This window comes from Stenotrophomonas sp. STEN083 (assembly GCF_056759195.1).
Map to the genome: position 1 here is coordinate 18,702 of NZ_JBRRCU010000015.1, position 20,554 is coordinate 39,255.

Sequence of the window (20,554 nt, forward strand, 5' to 3'; positions counted from 1 at the left end):
CACCCGCAATGACTGATTCTGCACGCCCCGCTTACCATGGCTTCGAACAGCAGCCACTGCGCGAATACGCTGAACGCGCCTATCTCGACTATTCCATGTACGTGGTTCTGGACCGCGCCCTGCCGTTCATCGGCGACGGGCTGAAGCCGGTACAGCGCCGCATCATCTATTCGATGAGCGAACTGGGCCTGGGCGCTGCCGCCAAGCCCAAGAAGTCCGCCCGCACCGTTGGTGACGTCATCGGCAAGTACCACCCGCACGGTGACAGCGCCTGCTACGAGGCGCTGGTGCTGATGGCGCAGCCGTTCTCGTTCCGCTACCCGCTGATCGAGGGCCAGGGCAACTTCGGCTCCAGCGACGACCCCAAGTCGTTCGCGGCCATGCGTTACACCGAATCCAAGATGACCCCGATCGCCGAGATGCTGTTGGGCGAGCTGGGTCATGGCACCACCGACTGGACCCCGAACTTCGACGGCACCCTGGAAGAGCCGACCTGGCTGCCGGCACGCCTGCCGCACCTGCTGCTCAACGGCACCACCGGCATCGCCGTGGGTATGGCCACCGACGTGCCGCCGCACAATCTCAATGAGATCGTCAGCGCGCTGGTGCGTCTGATCGACGAGCCGGACACCACCATCGCCGAGCTCTGCGAGCACGTGAAGGGCCCGGATTACCCGACCACCGCCGAGATCATCACCTCGCCGTCGGACCTGCGGAACATCTACGAGACCGGCAACGGCAGCGTGCGCGCACGTGCCACCTTCAAGAAGGAAGGCAGCAACATCGTCATCGATGCGCTGCCGCACCAGGTCTCGCCGTCCAAGGTGATCGAGCAGATCGCCGCGCAGATGCGCGCCAAGAAGCTGCCGTGGCTGGAAGACATCCGCGACGAGTCCGACCATGCCAACCCGGTGCGCGTGGTGTTGATGCCGCGCTCCAACCGCGTCGATGCAGAGCAGCTGATGGGCCACCTGTTTGCCATCACCGACCTTGAGCGCAGCTACCGCGTCAACCTCAACGTCATCGGGCTGGACGGTCGTCCGCAGGTCAAGAACCTGAAGATGCTGCTCAGCGAGTGGCTGCGCTTCCGCCAGGACACGGTCACCCGCCGCCTCAACCACCGCCTGCAGAAGGTCGAGCGTCGCCTGCACCTGTTGGAAGGCTTGCTGGTTGCCTTCCTCAACCTGGACGAAGTGATCCGCATCATCCGCAGCGAGGACGATGCCAAGGCTGCGTTGATCGCACGCTTCGCGCTGAGTGAAGAGCAGGCTGACTACATTCTGGAAACCAAGCTGAAGCAGCTTGCGCGTCTGGAAGAAATGAAGATCCGCGGCGAGCAGGATGAGCTGGCCAAGGAGCGCGACAAGATTCTGTCCATCCTGCAGAGCAGCGCCAAGCTGAAGAAGCTGGTCAAGGACGAACTGCTGGCCGACGCCAAGAAGTTCGGCGACGAGCGCCGCTCGCCGCTGGTGCAGCGTGGTGCCGCCCAGGCCATCGACGAAACCGAGCTGGTGCCCAGCGAACCGATGACCGTGGTGCTGTCGGAGAAGGGCTGGGTACGCGCGGCCAAGGGCCACGACGTCGACGGCTCAACCCTGAACTACCGCGACGGCGACCGCCTGCTGGCAGTGGCACGTACCCGCAGCACGCAGCAGGTGGCCTTCCTCGATACCGAGGGCCGCGCCTATTCCACGCCGGTGCATACCCTGCCCTCGGCACGTGGCAATGGCGAGCCGCTGACCGGCCGCTTCTCGCCGGCCTCGGGCAGCAGCTTCGTTACCGTGGCCAGCGGCGACAACAACACCCGCTTCGTGTTGGCGTCCACGCATGGTTATGGTTTCGTCACCCGCTTCGAAAACCTCACCGGCCGCAACAAGGCCGGCAAGGCGATGCTCAACCTGTCCACCGGCTCGGCGGTGCTGACACCTTCGTTGGTCGCCAACCCGGAAACCGACCGCATCGTCGCGGTCACCAGCGCCGGCAACATGCTCGCCATTCCGGCCAGCGATCTGCCTGAGCTGGACAAGGGCAAGGGCAACAAGATCATCGAGATCCCCAAGGCCAAGCTCTCCACCGAGCGCGTGGTTGCGGTGGTCGCGGTGAGCCCGGGCAACACCCTGCAGGTACGCAGTGGCCAGCGCACCATGAACCTGTCGTTCAAGGACCTGGAGACGTATCTGGGCACACGGGCGACGCGCGGGCATTTGTTGCCGAGAGGCTGGCAGAAGGTCGAAGGCCTGGAAGTCCAGTAACAAGAGAAGGCCGGGCATTGCCCGGCCTTCTTTTTTTATGCTTTTGTAGGAGCGACGTAAGCCGCGAAGCCACTGAACCAGCAAACCCCAGTGACCATAGACCACTCTTGATCCATTGCTATCAGCTTCGCGGCTCACGCCGCTCCTACATGTCACCAGCAAACGCAACTGGAGAACCCACCATGCAACCCGACTTCTGGCTACAACGTTGGCAGAACGGTCAAATCGGCTTCCATCGCAACGAGGTCATGCCGTTGCTGCAGAAGCACTGGCCCGAACTGCAACTCCCGGCAGGTAGCCGCGTGCTGGTTCCACTGTGCGGCAAAACCCTGGACATGCACTGGCTGGCAGCGCAAGGCCACCGCGTCCTCGGCGTTGAATTGTCGCCAATGGCGATCGAGCAGTTCTTCGCCGAAGCCGACGTCACTCCGCAGCGCCACAGCAGCCAGTACGGCGAGCACTACAGCGCCGGGCCGATTGAAATCATCTGTGGCGATGCCTTCGCACTGGGTGCGGAGCTGCTGGGGGATATCGCCGCCGCCTACGACCGCGCCGCGCTGATAGCCCTGCCGCCGCACCTGCGCCAGCACTACCGCGACACTTTGTATGGGCAGTTGCCGCTAGGTTGCCAAGGTGTGCTGATCACCCTCGAATACCCGCAGGACGAAAAGCAGGGCCCTCCGTTCTCAGTGGAGGAAGCCGAAGTGCAACACTTGTTCGCCAGCCCGTGGCAGGCCGGCCTGCTGGAGCGTCGCGACATCCTCGATCAGCAGCCGGACTTCCGCGCTGACGGCGTAACTGCACTATCCACAGCCGTCTACAGACTGCAGCGCCTGTAATGCCCGTAGTGCCGACCCATGGTCGGCAGGGGCGTTACCGATAAATTCAAATGCCGACCATGGGTCGGCACTACAACATCAATGCGCCGGGTTGCCCTTGGCATCCATCTTGCTCAGCTGGTACAGCTCCAGGCCAATTCGCTTGATCAGGCCCAGCTGCTTCTCCAGCCACCAGGCATGGTCTTCTTCGGTGTCACGCAACTGCAGCAGCAGGATGTCGCGGCTGACGTAGTCACCCTGCGCTTCGCACAGCTTCACACCGGCGGCCAGATTGGCGCGCACCTGGTATTCCACCTGCAGATCCTTCTCCAGCATCTCCATCACGGTCACGCCCGGCTCGAAGGCGTGCGGACGCATATCCGGGTTACCACCGAGGAACAGGATGCGACGCAGCAGTGCATCGGCGTGTTCGGTCTCTTCTTCCATCTCATGGCCGATACGCTCGTACAGCGCCAGCAGGCCCTGATCCTCATAACGACGGGAATGAATGAAGTACTGGTCGCGCGCAGCCAGTTCGCCGCGCAGCAGTTCCTTCAGGCACTCAATGACTTCGGGTTTGCCCTGCATGGGGGTGCTCCTGATGATTCGATGGTGCATAGGGTGCCCCATCTGAAAACCCAATGATCTAATCAGAATCACTTTCAGTTGCGATTCCCTCTCTTTCAGCTTCACAAGCTGTCTACAATCGCCACAGAACCGCTACCGGGGGTAGGCCTGTGCTGCGTTGGCTACTGCGTTCGCTTTGGGTTGTATTGGGGCTTTTGCTGGTATTGCTACTGATTGTCTGGGGACTGCTGCGCGGCAGCCTGCCACAGCTGGACGGGGAGCTGGCCCTGCCGGGGCTGTCGGCACCGGTCAGCATCCAGCGTGATGCGCTGGGGGTGCTTACCGTCGAGGCCGCCAATGAGACCGATATGGCCCGCGCCCTGGGCTATGTTCACGCGCAGGAACGCTTCTTCGAGATGGACCTGATGCGGCGCTCGGCCGCTGGCGAACTGTCGGAACTGTTTGGCGCCAAGGCCTTGCCGCTGGACAAGCGCATGCGTGTACACCGCTTGCGCGCCCACACCCAGCAGAACCTGGGCGCGGCCCTGGGTGACAAGCGCGGCGTCGTCGAAGCCTACCGCGACGGCGTCAATGCCGGCCTTGCCGCCTTGCCGGTAAGGCCCTGGCCTTATCTGCTACTGCGCCAGCAACCGCGCCCGTGGGAGCTGGAGGACTCGGTGCTGACCGGGCTGGCCATGTATGCCGACCTACAGGACTCGAGCAATACCCGTGAACTGGCGATGGCGCGTATCCGCAGCGTTGTCCCTCCTGCCCTCTACGCACTGCTTGCACACGACGGCAGCAGCTGGGATGCACCCTTGTTCGGCGAACCCCGTGGCGATGCGGTGTTACCGGATGCGGCTACATTGGACCTGCGCAAGCAAACTGGCACTGCGCCACCCGCGCCGGTCGCGGCGGACTCTGGTGTCCTAGGTAGCAACAACTTCGCAGTAGCCGGTGCTCTGACCGCCGACGGCCGCGCCATCATCGCCGACGATATGCATCTGGGCCTGCGTGCGCCGAATATCTGGTTCCGCGCACGCCTGCGCTACGCCGACCCGACCGCACCGGAGGGCAAGGTTGATGTTGCCGGATTTACCCTGCCCGGCCTGCCTGCGGTCATCGTCGGCAGCAATACGCGGGTGGCCTGGGCCTTCACCAACAGCTATATCGACACCGCCGACTACACCACCCTGCCCGCCAATGCGTCACTGCGCACCTTCAACGAGGCAATCGCCGTCGCCGGTTCCAGCCCGGAAATGCTACTGGTGCGCGAAAGCGATTGGGGCCCGATCCTGCACGAGGAACCCGACGGTCAGCTGCTCGCCCTGCGCTGGGTTGGTCAGCAAGCCGGTGCGGTGCGCCTGGATTTTGCCGACATGGCCAAGGCCGCCGATCTGGATTCTGCATTTGCGGTGGCCAATCGCTCCGGCATCCCCGCACAGAATCTGCTGGTTGCTGATCGCAGCGGCCGCATCGCCTGGCGCCTGATCGGCGCGCGCCCCGCTCGTGACCCGAGCTGCCATGCCGACGCAGCGGCGCAGGCCAGTTGCTCGCCGTGGCCGATCCGCACCGATCAGGCGCCAGCGCTGATCGACCCACCCGATCACCGCCTGTGGACGGCCAATGGCCGCGTACTCGATGGCGCCGCCCTGGCCGAGGCCGGTGACGGCGGCTATGACTTCGGTGCACGCGCCAAGCAGATCCGCGATGGCCTGTTTGCCCGTGAAAGCTTCAAGGAAACTGACCTGCTGGCGATCCAGCTGGATGACCGCGCCGTGCTGATGGAGCGTTGGTGGAAGCTGCTACGGCAGACCGTCGAGCACAGCGACGATCCGGCGCTGAAGCGACTGGAAGCCGCCAGCCGCCAGTGGCAGGGCCGCGCTTCTACTGATTCGGTCAGTTACCGGATGGCGCGCGGCTTCCGCGGCATCCTCATGGACAACATGGAAGGCGCGCTGTTGGCACCGGCCAAGGAGCGGTTGGGCGAACGTTACATCCCACCCAAACTGGCCCAGTTCGAAGGCGTGCTGTGGCCTTTGCTCAGCGAACGTCCGCAGCACCTGCTGCCACCGCCCTATCAAAGCTGGGATGCGTTGCTGGCGGACGGTGCCCGCCAACTGGAAAAGGACCTGGCCGCACAAGGCGCGGATCTGACGCAACGCAGCTGGGGCGAGCGCAACACCGCCGCGATCTGCCATCCGGTCTCGGTAGCGCTGCCGGGCCTGTTCAAGCGTTGGTTGTGCATGCCGGCCCAGCCATTGGCCGGTGACGACAACATGCCGCGCGTGGTCGGGCCGAAGTTCGGTGCCTCCGAGCGCATGGTGGTGTCACCCGGCCACGAAGCCGACGGCATCGTACACATGCCCGGCGGCCAGAGCGGCCATCCGTTATCGCCATTCTGGGGCGCAGGCCACGACGACTGGGTCGAAGGTCGGCCAACCCCGTTCCTGCCGGGGCAGCCCGCACACAGCTTGAGCTTGAGCCCGCGCTGAGCAAGCAGCACACGCCTGTACGCAGAGACACGTAGCCCCGGCAAGCGCTGCGCTTACCGGATGGCATGTGGCTGTGGGAGCGGCGTAAACCGCGAAGCTGGATTTTCGGGAACCCTTGATGCGCGTGCAACCTGATGGTGTTCCTGCATCGCGGCTTTCGCCCCTCCCACAAACGACGGGTCTGGGTTGTTCCGGCCTTACTTCAGCCGCACCGTCCACTCCACTTCGAGCTTGGCCTCGGCGTCGAACAGGCGACTGATCTGCACCCAGCTCGCGGCTGGATACTTGCCGTCAGCGAAGAAGGTCTTGCGATCGGGAATGGCCTTGATCAGGCCATCCATATCGGTGGTGAACACGGTCTCCTTGACCACCTGGCTGCTGTCGGCATCAAACTGCTGCAGGATCTTGGTGAGCTTGCCGTAGCAATCACGTACCGCAGCCTGCATGTCCGCGCCCCTGCAGGGCACGCCAGAAACATGCAGTGTGTCGCCATCGCGGACCACGCCGGTGTAACCGATATCCGCCTCCCAACTGCCCAGTTGATGCCGTTCCAGCGACACCTCGGTCGCTGTCGCGACAATTGGACTGCTCAACAACCCCAGCATCAACAACGGCAATACGCGCATCGGAAATCCTTTTGAATTGAGAGGAACAACACCAACGAAATACGCTTACGAGGAAGCTCAGCCTGCCTTGGCCCTGCAACGCGCACTCCAGCTCAGCAACGGGCCAGTCATCGCCGTCGTCACCAAGGCCATGATCACCAATACCGCGAACAGGCGATCGCCCAACAAGCCAAGCTCATAACCAAGATTGAGCACGATCAGCTCCATCAAACCGCGGGTGTTCATCAACACACCCAAGCGCAGCGAATCGCGGGCCGGCATGCCCGCACTGCGCGCAGCGGCAAACGTGCCAAGCAGCTTGCCGACGCTGGCGACCGCTATCACCAGCAGACACAGCCATAGATCGCTGACCTGCAAGGCATCGGCACGCAGGCGCAAACCAGTCATCGCGAAGAACAGCGGCAGCAGCAAGGTCACCGCCAAGGGTTCGACCTTGTTGATGATCAATTCGCGCAGCTGCGCATTGGCGTTCGCGGCGACGCCGGCGGCAAACGCACCAAACAGTGCGTGTATGCCCAGCGACTCGGTCAACAAGGCACTGGCCAGGGTCAGCAACAGCATGCCCAGCAACCATGCGCCTTCGCGCCCGGCGGCAATCTGTTGCCGCGCGAACCAAGGCCGCACCACGCCCAACATCAGCCCGATGAAAACCGTCACACAGGCCAGACTGAAACCTGCCGCGCCCCAGCCGGCGGCCTGGGTGGCTGCGACAATCAACGCGAGCATGCACCAGGCCGTCGCGTCACCCAGCGCTGCACAGGCGATCGCGGTCTGCCCCAAGGGGCTATGCGTCATCTCGCGATCGGCAAGAATGCGCAGCAGCACCGGGAAGGCGGTAATGCTCAGCGAGATACCGATGAACAGCGCAAACGAAGTGAAGCCCACACCTGTCGGGCCGTGCGCCGGAAACAACCAGATCGCCAGCAACACGCCACACAGAAATGGCACAGCAATACCAGCGTGACTGACTGCAATCGCAAAGCGCCGCCGCCCTTGCAACCGCCCCATGTCCAGCTCCGCTCCGGCAACCAACAGGAACATCAGCACACCGAGCTGGCTGACCAGACCAAGCGGGCCCAGCGAACTGGCCGGAAACAGCGCAGCCTGCAGCTGCGGGAAGACACTGCCAAACAGCAGCGGCCCCATCATCAAGCCGGCCGCCATCTCACCGATCACGGCCGGCTGGCCAAACCAGCGCAACAGCCGTCCAGCCCCTTTGGCCACCAGCAGCAGTACCAGCAACTGCAGCAGGAACAGACCCAAGGGAGAACTCGAATGCAGTGCCGCCGAGCCGGCCTTGACCGCCTGCTGCATCGGCGCCGGCACATCCATCCCGGCGTAGCGGGCCAATAGCAGCGCCGCCAGCAGCGGCAGTGCGGCCCAAAGCAGATAGAGCCAGCCCCAATGCACCCGCGAGCCGGGGCGATGCGTTCCTGCGTCCATGATCTTCCCTTGCGTAAGCCGGCGATGATACGGCCCACGGCTGCACTGCGGCAGCTGCAAGCGCACGACCCGCATCACTACGGGCCGCGCGCCATGACTCAGCCGGCCAAGGCCTGCTCGTGCACCCCGGCTACGGCGCGGCCGGACGGATCGGCCATGCTGGCGAAGCTGGCATCCCAGGCAATCGCCGCTGGTGACGAACAGGCAATAGACTTGCCGCCCGGCACGGTTTCCGAGGCCGCGTGGCTGGGGAAGAACTGCTCGAAGACGTGGCGGTAGTAGTACGCCTCCTTGGTCTGCGGCGGGTTGTGCGGGAAACGCTTGTCGGCGGCGGCCAGCACGCGGTCGCTGACCTGCGCTTCGGCATGCGCCTTCAAACCGTCGATCCAGCCGTAGCCGACGCCGTCGCTGAACTGCTCCTTCTGCCGCCACAGGATTTCCTTGGGCAGATAGCCTTCGAAGGCTTCACGCAGCACCGCCTTCTCGATGCGGCCGCTGGCCTTGTCGACCATCTTGTGGCTCGCATCCATCTTCATCGCGACATCGAGGAACTCGCGATCCAGGAACGGTACGCGCGGCTCCACGCCCCACGCCATCATCGATTTGTTTGCGCGCAGGCAATCGTAGTTGTTCAGCGCATCGAGCTTGCGCACCAGTTCTTCATGGAACTCACGCGCATTCGGCGCCTTGTGGAAGTACAGGTAGCCACCGAAGATCTCGTCGCTGCCTTCACCGGACAGCACCATCTTCACGCCCATTGCCTTGATCCGTCGCGCAAGCAGGAACATCGGCGTGGAAGCGCGGATGGTGGTGACGTCGTAGGTTTCGACGTGGCGGATCACTTCCGGCACCGCATCCAGGCCTTCCTCGAAGGTGTACTCAAAGCCGTGATGCACGGTGCCCAGCATTTCCGCCGCCACCTTGGCCGCGGCCAGGTCGGGCGAGCCCTTCAAACCGATAGCGAAGCTGTGCAGGCGCGGCCACCAGGCCTCGCTCTGACCGCCGTCCTCGATGCGGTTACGTGCATAGCGCGCCGCAACCGCGGCGACCAGCGACGAATCCAGGCCACCGGACAGCAGCACGCCATAGGGCACGTCGGTCATCAGTTGGCGGTGCACGGCACGCTCGAAGGCCTCGCGCAATTCGGCCAGCGATACATCCACACCTTCCACCGCGTCGTACTCGCGCCACGGGCGCTCGTAATACTTGCTCAGCGTATCGGTGCTGCTGTCATACCAATGTCCGGGCGGGAACTGCGCCACATCAGCGCAGGTATCTGACAGTGACTTCATTTCCGAGGCCACGCACAGCCGGCCCTGCTTGTCGTGGCCCCAGTACAGCGGCACCACGCCGATCGGATCACGGGCGATGATCACGCGCTGCTTGGCGCGGTCCCACAACGCGAACGCGAAGATGCCGTTGAGCCTGTTCAAGTAGGACGCCGGCTCGTCCTCGCGGTACAGCGCGTTGATCACTTCGCAGTCCGAGCCGGTCTGGAAGGCGTAGGGCTGAGTCAGCTCCTTCTTCAGCTCCTGGTGGTTGTAGATCTCACCGTTCACCGCCAGCGCCAGCTGACCGTCGTCGGACAGCAGCGGCTGCGAACCGCCAGCCGGGTCGACGATGGCCAGGCGCTCATGCACCAGGATGGCGCCGTCGTCCACGTAGACGCCGCTCCAGTCCGGGCCGCGATGCCGCTGGCGCTGGGATTGTTCAAGCGCCTGCCGACGCAGCGCCTGCAGGTCGTCACCGGATTGCAGGCCAAAAATGCCGAAGATGGAACACATGGGAAAGCTCCTGGGTTGTGTGGGGACAAACATTGGAAGCAACGGCCTCAAGACCTGCAGTCGTTCGGTGTTCCCGCCCCGGCCACAAAAAAAACCCGCATCGGCCGATGCGGGTTTTCTGGTGTCCTGAGCGTGTTGCCTGTTCTAGCTCTGGTCGCAGTCCCGCAGTGGCCGCGCACGATTATTCGCGCGCAGATTATTGCGGTTGTTATTGTTGACGGCGGTGGCCAGGAACGAGGACATGGCGCTGACCGTATCCCGCTTTCGGCACCCGCGCAACTGTTGCTTTGGCAACCGATTCAGCGGCCGGGCCGGCGCACTCCGCGATAATCGCCCGCCGCCTTGCCCGGATCTGCTGGATGCCCCGTCCCACTCCCCGCGTGCTGCTGTACGCCCTGCCCCTGTTCATCCTGCTCGGTTGCGCGACAAGGCCCAGCACCCGCCCACCCAGCGACACCGAGCGCGACGCGCTGTCCGCAGCCGCTGACGGCCAGTTCGATTCCGCCCTGCGGGTGGCCAAGATGTACCAGGCCTGGAACGACCCGCGCGCATTGGATTGGTACGCGCGCGCAGCGGCGACAACGCCACGCACCCACCGCAGCACCGGCGCTGAAGAGCAACTCGGCAGAATCCTTGAGCGCGGCCGCCTCGACAGCGGTGACGAACCGCAGAAGCCCGAGGACATTCGCTTCAAGCCATCGCCACGCAAAGCATTGCGCTGGTACCAGAGTGCCGCTTACCACGGCTCGCCGTATGCCATGTCCGATCTGGCACGCTGGTACGAACGCCAGGACGACATGGCGGGCGCACTGCGTTGGCGCCTGCGTTCGGCGGTGTACATGCGTGAGCTGTACAAGCTGGATGCGTTGCGCAAGGCAACCCTCGCCTCAACCGAAGCCGCGCGCCTTGCCCCCGACCAGCCCTCCACCAATGCGACCATCGCCCGCATCCAGCGGCGTGCCGCGCGCGGCGATGCCGAGGCCCAGGTCGATCTTGGCGCCTTGCACGAAGCGGGCATCGGCATGCCCGAGGACATGAGCGAGGCGCTGCGCTGGTACCAGCGCGCCGGCGAACAGGGCAATGTCTACGGCCAGTACTTCAGCGGCCTGGCGCTCGGTCGCGGCAGCAAAAGCCTGCCGAAAGATGAGGCTGCTGCGGCGGCATGGTTCGCGCGCGCCCAGGCGCAGGAGTTCTATCTGGCCGAGGAGTCGTACTGGCGCCGGGCCATCGCGCCACCGTTCTTCATCTTCGAGTAGATCCAAGGTCTGTACACACATACACCTGCGCGACAAGACTGCATCGGCACGCCGATGTCGCGCAGAATGAAGCGCTGGCATCCGCAGAATTGGACATGACGAACACAGCCGTTTACCGCGAAGAAACCATCGACCGCGCGCGCATGCAGCAGATCATCCGCGCGCACCCGCGTGCAGCGATATTCGAATCCTGCACGCTGGACGAAGGCGATTTCTCGCGCCTGGACATGGACGGCTTCCAGTTCAAGCAGTGCTCGCTGAGCAGGGCAAACTGGCTGGCCGCATCACTGGAAGAAAGCCAGTGGCTGAAATGCCGCGGCAGCCACTGCGACTTCAGTTCCGCGCAGCTCAGTGATTCGCGCTTCGATCATTGCGACCTCAACAACAGCTTCTGGCGACGCGCCACGCTCTCGTCGGTACAGTTCAAGGACTGCAAGCTGACCGGCGCCCACCTGCAGGAAGTAAGCGGTTGGGCGCTGGAGTTCCGCGATTGCCTGCTGGTCAGCGCCGACCTGCGCGGGCTGTCATTCCGCAAGGCGGAACTGGAAGGTATGGATTTCTCCGATGCCGACCTGTCCGGCTGCGATTTCCGTGACGCCGTGTTCACTGGCGGCAGCCTGCGCAACGCGCAGACCCGGCTGACCCGCTTCGAAGGCGCGGATCTGCGTGATACCGATATCAGCGGGCTCAACGTGATGGATACGAAGTACTTCAAGAAGGCGGTGATCTCTCAGCGCCAAGCTGCGGCGGCGTTGGCTGCGTTTGGATTGATCGTCGCTTAGCCCTCTCCAGCTACCGTTGCTGCTGATTGAGAGGTTGCGACAGGAAACCAAGCGAGCCGCCACCGAAAATACTGCTGGTCAGAGCTGACCAAGCTGCGCCGCCCCCTATCGGCTCTCCTCGAACACCTTTTGAAGCCCTGTCATACCCGATATTGCCCTCAGCCCTTTAGACCAGGCAAGCGATTCGGTACGGACGCAGGGAGGGACAGAGTCAGAGGATCTTGATCTCACCAAGCCAGCGAATAGCATCCTCGGTCCATCGGTCGGAATCCTTTCCCTGCTTCCGAACTCCAAAGGCATGCCCACCGGTTTCGTAGATATTGAGTTCAACATGGGCGCCAGCCTTCCGCAGTTCCCGCTCATACACCACAGAGTAGTGAACCGGGTCGACAGGATCGTCTGCAGCATGTATCAGCAACGTCGGTGGTACATCTTTCGAGACCACAATGTCGGTATTGAGTTCTTGCGCGGCCGTGGCTCTGGGGGTTCTGTTTTTATGCTCCATGGTCAGGTGCCCCGGGTAAACCGGGATTGTAAAGTCCGGGCGGCTACTGACGAGATCAAGCTCATCGAACGGTGCGTATGAGCGGGACGCGAACGCAGTACTGGACAGGATGGCGAGGTTGCCGCCGGCTGAGAACCCCATGACGCCGATCTTGTTCGGGTCGACACCGTACGCAGCCGCGTTGAATCGCACGAGCGAAACAGCCCTTTGCGCATCTTGTAAAGCCATCGGCACATCAGGTGTTTCGTGCCGCCTGGTTTCCTGGTTCCAGTTGCAGCCGGTGTTTGGAACCCGGTATTTCACGAGAATGCAGGTGATCCCTGCGTCCGTCAGCCACCTGCAGACATCGGCTCCATTGAGTCCGATCGTGCTGTTCGGCCCAATTGCCAGAGCCTTGTAGCCGCCACCGGGGAAAACCAGAATAGCGGCACGAGCTGAACCTGTTTTCGGACGATAGACCAGAAGTGTTGGACGGGTGAGCGCCCATGCCTCTCCGGCAAGTTCCCTGATTCCGTCCTTCATGACCTGAGAGTCCCCGGGCCAAAGAGGAACTTCCTCCAAGTGGACTGCCTCAGTCGCAACACCCACATGAGGAACGGCAAACAGACCAAGGGTCGCCGTCAGGGCAAGAAAAGCACTCCGCATCATCATCATCGGTTCCTATATATCGACCAGCCTTCGTCAGAGCATCGAGTTTGCGCAGGCGTTCGCCATCAGTGAAATGGAAACCATCAGCAGCGTCGAACAACAAGCCGCCGCGATACGCCCAGGCAGCAGGGACACGCAATTTTGCCAATGCATCCATTCCCTCGACACGAACCATTGCGGCCCCATCCACGCGGTACAGGCCTTCTCCGGGAACCCGGAAATAGACGACATCGCCTGCCACCAGTGGGCGCGTACGCGCACCGACGGGAAATTGCAGCCGCGTAGTGCCGCCATCCTTTTCGAGCAAGAACAATGCCCCGGCGCTAACTGCATGAATGCTACGGGACGTTTCTCCCAGCGAGTAGACATCCACTGGGTTCTGCACCAAACCAGCATTGGCCAAGCGTGGCAACAGGTCGATGAATCTGTGCGTGCCATCTGGCAGACGTCGCAGTTGCCCGAACACACCCGCACCGGCGGCATAGATGCTGCCATCGCGCGCCAGCATGATCGAGTAGACAGGCGCTTCGCCAGCAGCCTCCAGCAGCTTCCACACGCCACTGCGGAAGATCATCACCCCTTCGCCACTGGCCGCATACAGATTGCCAGCGCGATCAACAACTACGCCTGGATAGGTTGGCGACGCGGGTAGCTGGCTGGTGGCGACCTGACGCAGCGGCGGCGGGCCATGCATCGTGGTGGTGGCATGCGCGAATGGCAGTACGCACACCAGCACAAACGCCATCAGCCCTTTCCGGAACCACATTCGAACACTGTCCATCTCGCCCCCCGGCAAGATTGTGCACCGGCACCGTAACAGCTTAGTCCAGCAGTTTTTCGATCAGCTTCCGGTACAGGTCAGGCAGCGCTTCCAGGTCGGAAACGCGGACGTTCTCATCCACCTGGTGGATGCTGGCATTCACCGGCCCTACTTCGATGCACTGCGCACCCAAGGGTGCGATGAAGCGGGCGTCGGAGGTACCACCGCCGGTGCTCTCTTCCGGCGCGGCACCGGCGAACTCCGCCAGCACTTCGCGGGCAACGCTGCGCAGGCGGCCTTCCGGGGTATAGAACGGCTCGCCGCTGCGATGCCATTGCAGGTCGTAGTCCAGACCGTGACGGTCCAGCAGCGCGCCGATCTCGGCTTCCAGCTTGTCCGCGTTCCAGAGCGGGTTGTAGCGCAGGTTGAACATCACCTGCAGCTCGCCCGGGATCACGTTGTTGGCGCCGGTGCCGGCGTTGATATTGGAGATCTGCAGGCTGGTGGACGGGAAGCTCTCATAGCCATCGTCCCAATGGCGAGCCGTGAGCTCAGCCAAGGCTGGCGCGGCCAGATGGATGGGATTCTTCGCCTTGTCCGGGTACGCCACGTGACCTTGCACGCCCTTGATGCGCAGCTTGGCCGAGAGACTGCCGCGACGGCCGACACGCAGCAGGTCACCTAGTTTGGCGGTGGACGAAGGCTCGCCGGTGATGCACCAGTCGATGCCCTGGCCGCGTTCGACGAATAGTTTGGCGACGTGGCGCACGCCATCAATGGCATCGCCTTCCTCGTCGCTGGTCAGCAGCACCGCCAGCGTGCCGGGATGGTTGGGGTGTGCGGCTACAAACTGTTCGGCAGCCACCACGAAGGCGGCAACGCTGCCTTTCATGTCGGCAGTACCACGCCCGTACAGCACGCCGTCGCGCACTTCCGGCTTGAACGGATCGCTGCTCCAGGCCTCGACCGGGCCGGTCGGCACCACGTCGGTATGACCGAGCAGCACCAGTACCGGTGCGCCATTTCCGTGGGTGGCCCAAAGATTGTCCACTTCGCCCAGGCGCAGGTGCTCGCAGTTGAAGCCTGCAGCCTTGAGGCGGCCTGCGATCAGTTGCTGGCAGCCGGCGTCTTCCGGGGTTACCGAGGGGCGTGCGATCAGGTCGCAGGTCAGGGCTAGTACGTCGTTCATTGCGGCCTTCTGGGTCGATGGGTTCGAGGCTTACGCCGCTCCCACAATTATTGGAGGACGGATCAGGCGATGTTGAAGCGGGCCTTGAAGCCGTTGTCGCTGAAGCCCTGGCTCAGACTGCCGTCGTCGGTTATCACCAGCGGGCGCTTGATCAGCTGCGGGTATTCGCGCAACAGCAGCTTCCACTCGGCATCGGACTCGGGCGACTTGCGGTTGTCCGGCAACTGCCGCCAGGTGGTCGAGGACTTGTTGATCATCGCCGCGAAACCGCCAGCCTTGCCGGCCCATTCGAGCAGGGTTTCCGGGCTGGGCTTGTTGTCGCGGTAGTCAACGAAGGTGTGGGCGACGTTGAAGCGGTCCAGCCACTTGATGGCTTTCTTGCAGGTGTCGCAGTTTTTTAGTCCGTAGATGGTGGTCATTGCTCAAAGCTCGCGATGATGTGCTCCCCTCTCCCGCTTGCGGGGCGAACCCGAGTCGCTTGCGAACCAAAGGTTCGCGACTCGGAGAGCGCACTCGCGTCAGCGCGAGGGCCGGGGCACGGAGTGAGGGGCTGGGGGTGAGGGAAAGCTTCTAGCTAGCAATCAAAGCTTACAAGCCGCAGAGCAAGAGCGAAGCTAAAGCTTCCCCTCATCCGCCCTACGGGCACCTTCTCCCGCTCGCGGGAGAAGGGACGGCGCTGCACCTCCAGCTGGCTTAGTCAGCCAACCCACGCAGCAGATCATTGACACTGGTCTTGCTGCGGGTCTTGGCGTCCACCTGCTTGACGATGACCGCGCAGTACAGCGAATGCGTACCGTCCTTGGACGGCAGCGAGCCGCTGACCACCACGCTGTACGGCGGCACATAGCCATACGTCACTTCGCCGGTGGCACGGTTGTAGATGCGGGTACTCTGGCTCAGGAATACGCCCATGCCGATCACGCTGTGGTGGCCGACAACCACGCCCTCCACCACCTCCGAACGCGCGCCGATGAAGCAATGGTCTTCGATGATGGTCGGGCTGGCCTGCAGCGGCTCCAATACGCCGCCAATACCGGCGCCGCCGGACAGGTGGCAATGCTTGCCGATCTGCGCGCACGAACCCACCGTGGCCCAGGTATCGACCATGGTGCCCTCACCTACGTGACCGCCGATATTGGTGAAGCTCGGCATCAGCACCACGTCCTTGCCGAAGTGCGTGCCGCGGCGGGCGATCGCTCCCGGCACCACGCGTACGCCGGCCTGGCGGAAGGCGGCTTCGTCGTAGCCTTCAAAGCGCGACTCGACCTTGTCCCAGAACGGCGCCGGAGCGCCGTCCATCACTGCCATGTCGTTGACGCGGAAGTACAGCAGCACGGCCTTCTTCAACCACTCGTTGACCTTCCAGCCACCGTTGCCATCGGGCTCGGCGACGCGGAATTCACCGGACTCCAGGCCGTCGATGACGCGATTGACCAGCGCACGGGTCGAACCTTCGATCTCGTCCATGGTCAGCATGGTGCGGCGCTCGAATGCGCTTTCAATACCGAACTTCAATTCGGCCACGCCCGGCGCCGGCGGCTTGCGCAGGCTGCGCGGGCCTACCGATGGCGTCGCCGGCTTGGCCGACTTCGGCTTGGCAGCGGCAACCTTCTTGACCGGTGCTTTGACCGTCTTCGCAACAGGCTTGGCGGCCGGTTTGGTCGCTGCGGCCTTTTTCTTCGGCGCTACGGCCTTGCTCGGCGCGGCCTTTGCAGGCGCAGCCTTCTTGGCGGTCTTCTTGGTCACGGTCTTTTTGGTTGCGGGCTTGCTTGCCATCAGTGGGGGTCTCCTGGCTTGTTATCGGGATCCAGGCAGGTCAGCAGTGCATCGCGCAAAGCCTGCATGGAGGTTTCGGTAAGGGGGTGATCGTGGCGATCGGTAAGTTGGAACTGATCCTCGGCGCGCTCGCCGAAGGTGGCAATGCGCGCATCCTGCACGCGCAGGCGCTGGTCACGCAGCACATGCGCCACATCGGCGAGCAGGCCGGGGCGATCCGGCGCCACCAGATTCAAGACCGTCCGGCCTTCATGACTGGCGTCGAGAAACTCGATGCGCGGGGCGAAGCGGAAGTGCTTGAGCTGGCGCGGCATCACCCGTCGCGATGGGCGCAGGATCAGGATATTACCGGCCAGCGCCTTGCGCAGCACGGATTCCAGGCGCGCAGCGTCGCCATCGGCGAAGCTGCCTGCTGGGGTCACTTCAAAGGTATCGAAAATGGTGTCATCGGGGCCATCAAGTACGCGGGCACGGTGAATGCCGTAGCCGGCACGGTCCAGCGTCATCACGATGGCGGCGAACATGCCGTCGCGATCGGGCGAGTGCACGAACACTTCCAGCGCATCACTCTCGGGGGTGATCCGCCGCACCTTGACCAAGGTGCCGCCCTTGTGGATTTCCACCAAGGACGCAGCCTGCCAGACCAGCTGTTCGGGGCGGAAACGTACGAAGCTTTCGTCAGGCATGGCCGCGAACTGGCGGTCGATCACTGCATCGTCGTGGCCAAGCAGGCGCATCTGTTCGCGCACGTTGTCGCGCGCTTCCTGCACCCGTTCCGCTTCCGGCAAGGGATGCTCCAAGCCCTCGCGCAGCGCGCGGCGGGTGGCGAAGTACAGGTCGGCCAGCAGCCGGTCCTTCCATGCATTCCACATCTTGGGGCTGGTGCCGGCGATGTCGGCGCAGGTCAGCAGGTACAGGTAATCGAGACGGTCCCGGTCGCCGACCAGACCGGCAAAACGGTGGATCACCTCAGGATCGGTGATGTCCTGCTTCTGCGCGGTAATCGACATACGCAGATGCTGTTCGACCAGCCACGCCACCAGCTCGGTGTCGGAGCTGCTCAAGCCATGTGTGCTGCAGAACTCGCGCGCGTCCACCGCGCCCAGTTCGGAATGGTCACCGCCACGGCCCTTGGCGATGTCATGGAACAGGCCGGCCAGCAGCAGCAATTCCGGCTTGCGCAGGCGCGGCCACACTTCGTGCGCGATGGAGAAGCGCTCGTCAGCTCGGCCGCTGGCAAACAATGCCATGTTCCGCAGCACCATCAAGGTGTGCTGGTCCACCGTGTAGACATGGAACAGGTCGAATTGCATGCGCCCGGACACCGCCGCGAATGCAGGAATCCACTGACCCAGCACGCCCAGGCGCGCCATCCGCGCCAGCGTATCGACCGCGCGCGGGCCGCGCAGCAATGCCATGAACTGCTCGCGAACGTCTTCGTCCACGGCGGTATAGGCGGGAATTTCGTCCAGCATCTCGGCCAGACCGCGTGCGGTCATCGAGTGCAGGCCGCGCACCTCAGAAGTGCGTGCCCAGCAGGCGAACAGCGCAAAGATGCTGCGGATATCACCATGCGGCCAGAACGGATCATCAGCAGACAGATAGCCGCGACGCAGCGAGAAACCCTCGCCTACCGGCAGTGGCGTGGCTTCGCCGTCAAACTGTTCTTCAAAGCGCTGCAGCAGACGGTCGCTGATGCGGCGGATCACCGTCGCACTGCGATAGAAGCCCTGCATCATTTTTTCCACGCCCAGGCTTTCGGCGTCGTCGCCAAAACCCATGCGCGCAGCCAAGGTCTTCTGGTAGTCGAAACGCAGCCGCTCCTCTGGACGCTGTGCGACCAGGTGCAGGCCAAAGCGCAGCCGCGCCAACACCTGGCGTTCGCGCTTCAGTGCCGCGGCCTCGTCCAGGCCCAGATGGCCCAGCCCGACCAACGCATCGATATTGCTGACGCCGAAGGCGCGCAGCGCCATCCAGCCCAGCGTATTGAGATCACGCAGACCGCCCGGGCCATCCTTGATGTCCGGCTCGAGGTTGTCGGCGGTGTCACCAAAACGCTGGTGGCGCGCCAGCAGCTCTTCGCGCTTGGCCAGGAAATATTCGCGCGGCGGCCATACCAGACTCGGCGCGACTGCCCGCGCCAGACCGTGCTGGGCGGTTGCATCGGCGACTAGCGGGCGCGCCTCGATCAAGGCGGTCAGCACCGTCTGATCCGCTGCGGCGTGAACACATTGCGTTGCCGAACGCACCGCATGGCTGGCCGGCAAGCCGGCATCCCACAACAAGGCGAACAAACGTGCCAGCGCGGCCTCGTGACGTTGCTGCACATCGCTTTCGGCCAGCACCAGCAGGTCGATGTCCGAGCGCGGGAACAGCTCGCCACGGCCGTAACCGCCGACCGCGAACAGAGCCAAACCAGCCGCCGCAGGAATGCAGCGCTGCCAGGCTTCGATGATCAGCTGATCAACCGCGCGCGCGCGCAGACCGGGCAGACGTTCGACATTCTCGGTCTGCTCGAAGCGCTTGCCCAGACGGGCATCGGTGTGGGCAAGTGACTGCCGTGCATCGGCGGCCCATTGCGCGTCACCGGCAGGATCTGCCGGCGTGTCCAGAATCGGGCCCGCCGGCAGTGAGGTCATGCCTGCGCGGATTCCGCTGGCGACAACGTCAATACCTCAACGCCATCCTCGGTCACCACAATGGTGTGTTCCCACTGCGCCGAGAGCTTGCGGTCCTTGGTCACCACGGTCCAGCCATCCGGCAGCACCTTGGTGTAACGGGTGCCTTCGTTGATCATCGGCTCGATGGTGAAGGTCATGCCCGCCTTGAGTACCAGACCCTGGCCCGGGCGCCCGTAATGCAACACCTGCGGCTCATCGTGGTAGACCTTGCCGATGCCATGACCGCAGTACTCGCGCACCACGCTGAAGCGCTCGCCTTCGGCGAATTCCTGGATCGCATGACCCACATCGCCCAGCGTCGCGCCCGGCTTGACCGCACGGATACCGCGCCACATGGCTTCCTTGGTGGTCTCCACCAAGCGCTTGGCCATCACCGATGGGGTGCCGACGTAGTACATGCGGCTGGTGTCACCGTGCCAGCCATCCTTGATGACAGTCACGTCGATATTGACGATGTCGCCATCCTTGAGCACCTTGGCTTCGCTGGGAATGCCGTGGCAGATGACGTTGTTGACCGAGGTGCACACGGTCTTGGGGAATCCGCGGTAACCCACATTGGCCGGGATGGTGCCCTGCACATTGATGATGTGGTCGTTGCAGATGCGATCCAGCTCTTCGGTGGTGACACCGGGCTTGACGTGCGGGGTGATGATGTCGAGCACCTCAGCCGCCAGACGGCCGGCGATGCGCATCTTCTCGATTTCTTCGGGGGTTTTCAGGTTGATTGCCATGGGCCGATTATCCCCCATTTGGTCTATTTCGCTAAGTATTTCACATTAATGAACGCGGAATTGAGCACCCAGCCCGGACCCGACCCGGACGCTCCTGACTGGGGAAGCCCGGCCAGTAGCCGTCTTCCATACGGATGCGAGTCGTGCAGAACAGGCACCTGACCACAGCGGGCACCGGCGAACCCCGAGCCGTCAGGGGAAACCCGGAATTGCTGGCACGAGGCCCCAATTGACTGAACTT

At 63.3% G+C, this 20,554-nt stretch carries 16 protein-coding genes; 5 read left to right on the forward strand and 11 right to left on the reverse strand.

All coding sequences use genetic code 11. The features are described 5' to 3' along the window. Positions 1-8: 8 nt before the first annotated feature. Together parC and ACVOK8_RS06960 are read left to right on the forward strand one after the other, a co-directional pair. Positions 9-2,252, forward strand: a complete 2,244-nt coding sequence (gene parC / locus ACVOK8_RS06955) for a DNA topoisomerase IV subunit A (RefSeq protein WP_481566188.1) — start codon at positions 9-11, stop codon at positions 2,250-2,252. Positions 2,253-2,434: 182 nt separating this feature from the next. Further along, on the forward strand, positions 2,435-3,091 hold the full coding sequence (locus tag ACVOK8_RS06960; protein WP_481566189.1) for a thiopurine S-methyltransferase: 657 nt from the start codon (positions 2,435-2,437) through the stop codon (positions 3,089-3,091). Positions 3,092-3,169: 78 nt separating this feature from the next. Here the strand turns inward: ACVOK8_RS06960 and ACVOK8_RS06965 are convergent, their stop codons facing one another. After that, on the reverse strand, positions 3,170-3,658 hold the full coding sequence (locus ACVOK8_RS06965; RefSeq protein ID WP_481566190.1) for a bacterioferritin: 489 nt from the start codon (positions 3,656-3,658) through the stop codon (positions 3,170-3,172). A 149-nt stretch (positions 3,659-3,807) separates the two neighbouring features. Between ACVOK8_RS06965 and ACVOK8_RS06970 the strand changes: the two genes are divergently transcribed. Further along, entirely contained in the window at positions 3,808-6,132 is a 2,325-nt protein-coding gene (locus tag ACVOK8_RS06970) for a penicillin acylase family protein (RefSeq protein ID WP_481566191.1), read from the forward strand. Between the two features lie 197 nt (positions 6,133-6,329). On the opposite strand, the gene ACVOK8_RS06975 is transcribed toward ACVOK8_RS06970, so the two are convergent. The 3 genes from ACVOK8_RS06975 to asnB all read right to left on the reverse strand — a co-directional run bounded on the left by ACVOK8_RS06975 (position 6,330) and on the right by asnB (position 9,985). Further along, positions 6,330-6,758: a RidA family protein gene (locus tag ACVOK8_RS06975; protein WP_481566192.1), complete on the reverse strand. Its 429-nt coding sequence runs from the start codon at positions 6,756-6,758 to the stop codon at positions 6,330-6,332. 57 nt (positions 6,759-6,815) lie between these two features. Then, complete coding sequence (locus ACVOK8_RS06980; RefSeq protein ID WP_481566193.1) at positions 6,816-8,201, reverse strand: cation:proton antiporter domain-containing protein; 1,386 nt, start codon at positions 8,199-8,201, stop codon at positions 6,816-6,818. 98 nt (positions 8,202-8,299) lie between these two features. Further along, entirely contained in the window at positions 8,300-9,985 is a 1,686-nt protein-coding gene (gene asnB, locus ACVOK8_RS06985; RefSeq protein WP_481566194.1) for an asparagine synthase B, read from the reverse strand. A 359-nt stretch (positions 9,986-10,344) separates the two neighbouring features. Between asnB and ACVOK8_RS06990 the strand changes: the two genes are divergently transcribed. Together ACVOK8_RS06990 and ACVOK8_RS06995 are read left to right on the forward strand one after the other, a co-directional pair. Continuing rightward, a complete protein-coding gene (locus tag ACVOK8_RS06990; protein WP_481566195.1) occupies positions 10,345-11,241 on the forward strand; it encodes a tetratricopeptide repeat protein in 897 nt (298 codons plus the stop codon). A gap of 95 nt (positions 11,242-11,336) precedes the next feature. Further along, positions 11,337-12,023: a pentapeptide repeat-containing protein gene (locus ACVOK8_RS06995; protein WP_481566196.1), complete on the forward strand. Its 687-nt coding sequence runs from the start codon at positions 11,337-11,339 to the stop codon at positions 12,021-12,023. A 211-nt stretch (positions 12,024-12,234) separates the two neighbouring features. Here ACVOK8_RS06995 and ACVOK8_RS07000 read toward each other — a convergent pair whose 3' ends face one another. The 7 genes from ACVOK8_RS07000 to map form a co-directional block, all read right to left on the reverse strand. After that, positions 12,235-13,050, reverse strand: coding sequence for an alpha/beta hydrolase (locus tag ACVOK8_RS07000; protein WP_481566197.1), 816 nt, complete (start codon positions 13,048-13,050; stop codon positions 12,235-12,237). A 49-nt stretch (positions 13,051-13,099) separates the two neighbouring features. After that, positions 13,100-13,921 carry a hypothetical protein gene (locus tag ACVOK8_RS07005; RefSeq protein WP_481566198.1) on the reverse strand — a complete coding sequence of 274 codons (822 nt, stop codon included), beginning with the start codon at positions 13,919-13,921 and terminating at the stop codon, positions 13,100-13,102. A gap of 76 nt (positions 13,922-13,997) precedes the next feature. After that, positions 13,998-15,125 carry a succinyl-diaminopimelate desuccinylase gene (gene dapE / locus ACVOK8_RS07010; RefSeq protein WP_481566199.1) on the reverse strand — a complete coding sequence of 376 codons (1,128 nt, stop codon included), beginning with the start codon at positions 15,123-15,125 and terminating at the stop codon, positions 13,998-14,000. A 62-nt stretch (positions 15,126-15,187) separates the two neighbouring features. After that, entirely contained in the window at positions 15,188-15,544 is a 357-nt protein-coding gene (locus ACVOK8_RS07015) for a Spx/MgsR family RNA polymerase-binding regulatory protein (protein WP_481566200.1), read from the reverse strand. A gap of 274 nt (positions 15,545-15,818) precedes the next feature. After that, the gene (gene dapD, locus ACVOK8_RS07020) at positions 15,819-16,901 is read right to left on the reverse strand and encodes a 2,3,4,5-tetrahydropyridine-2,6-dicarboxylate N-succinyltransferase (protein WP_481566201.1); all 1,083 of its coding nucleotides are present in this window, start codon (positions 16,899-16,901) and stop codon (positions 15,819-15,821) included. Continuing rightward, positions 16,901-19,516: a [protein-PII] uridylyltransferase gene (locus tag ACVOK8_RS07025; protein WP_481566223.1), complete on the reverse strand. Its 2,616-nt coding sequence runs from the start codon at positions 19,514-19,516 to the stop codon at positions 16,901-16,903. The genes dapD and ACVOK8_RS07025 overlap by 1 nt, the downstream gene beginning before the upstream one ends. Positions 19,517-19,536: 20 nt before the next feature. Then, positions 19,537-20,313: a type I methionyl aminopeptidase gene (gene map / locus ACVOK8_RS07030; RefSeq protein ID WP_481566202.1), complete on the reverse strand. Its 777-nt coding sequence runs from the start codon at positions 20,311-20,313 to the stop codon at positions 19,537-19,539. Between the last annotated feature and the right edge of the window lie 241 nt (positions 20,314-20,554).

Coding starts and splice junctions, on each gene's coding strand:
- parC (WP_481566188.1), top strand. CDS start 9: ATGACTGATTCTGCACGCCCCGCTTACCATGGCTTCGAACAGCAGCCA.
- ACVOK8_RS06960 (WP_481566189.1), top strand. CDS start 2,435: ATGCAACCCGACTTCTGGCTACAACGTTGGCAGAACGGTCAAATCGGC.
- ACVOK8_RS06965 (WP_481566190.1), bottom strand. CDS start 3,658: ATGCAGGGCAAACCCGAAGTCATTGAGTGCCTGAAGGAACTGCTGCGC.
- ACVOK8_RS06975 (WP_481566192.1), bottom strand. CDS start 6,758: ATGCGCGTATTGCCGTTGTTGATGCTGGGGTTGTTGAGCAGTCCAATT.
- ACVOK8_RS06980 (WP_481566193.1), bottom strand. CDS start 8,201: ATGGACGCAGGAACGCATCGCCCCGGCTCGCGGGTGCATTGGGGCTGG.
- asnB (WP_481566194.1), bottom strand. CDS start 9,985: ATGTGTTCCATCTTCGGCATTTTTGGCCTGCAATCCGGTGACGACCTG.
- ACVOK8_RS06990 (WP_481566195.1), top strand. CDS start 10,345: ATGCCCCGTCCCACTCCCCGCGTGCTGCTGTACGCCCTGCCCCTGTTC.
- ACVOK8_RS06995 (WP_481566196.1), top strand. CDS start 11,337: ATGACGAACACAGCCGTTTACCGCGAAGAAACCATCGACCGCGCGCGC.
- ACVOK8_RS07000 (WP_481566197.1), bottom strand. CDS start 13,050: ATGAAGGACGGAATCAGGGAACTTGCCGGAGAGGCATGGGCGCTCACC.
- ACVOK8_RS07005 (WP_481566198.1), bottom strand. CDS start 13,921: ATGGCGTTTGTGCTGGTGTGCGTACTGCCATTCGCGCATGCCACCACC.
- dapE (WP_481566199.1), bottom strand. CDS start 15,125: ATGAACGACGTACTAGCCCTGACCTGCGACCTGATCGCACGCCCCTCG.
- ACVOK8_RS07015 (WP_481566200.1), bottom strand. CDS start 15,544: ATGACCACCATCTACGGACTAAAAAACTGCGACACCTGCAAGAAAGCC.
- dapD (WP_481566201.1), bottom strand. CDS start 16,901: ATGGCAAGCAAGCCCGCAACCAAAAAGACCGTGACCAAGAAGACCGCC.
- map (WP_481566202.1), bottom strand. CDS start 20,313: ATGGCAATCAACCTGAAAACCCCCGAAGAAATCGAGAAGATGCGCATC.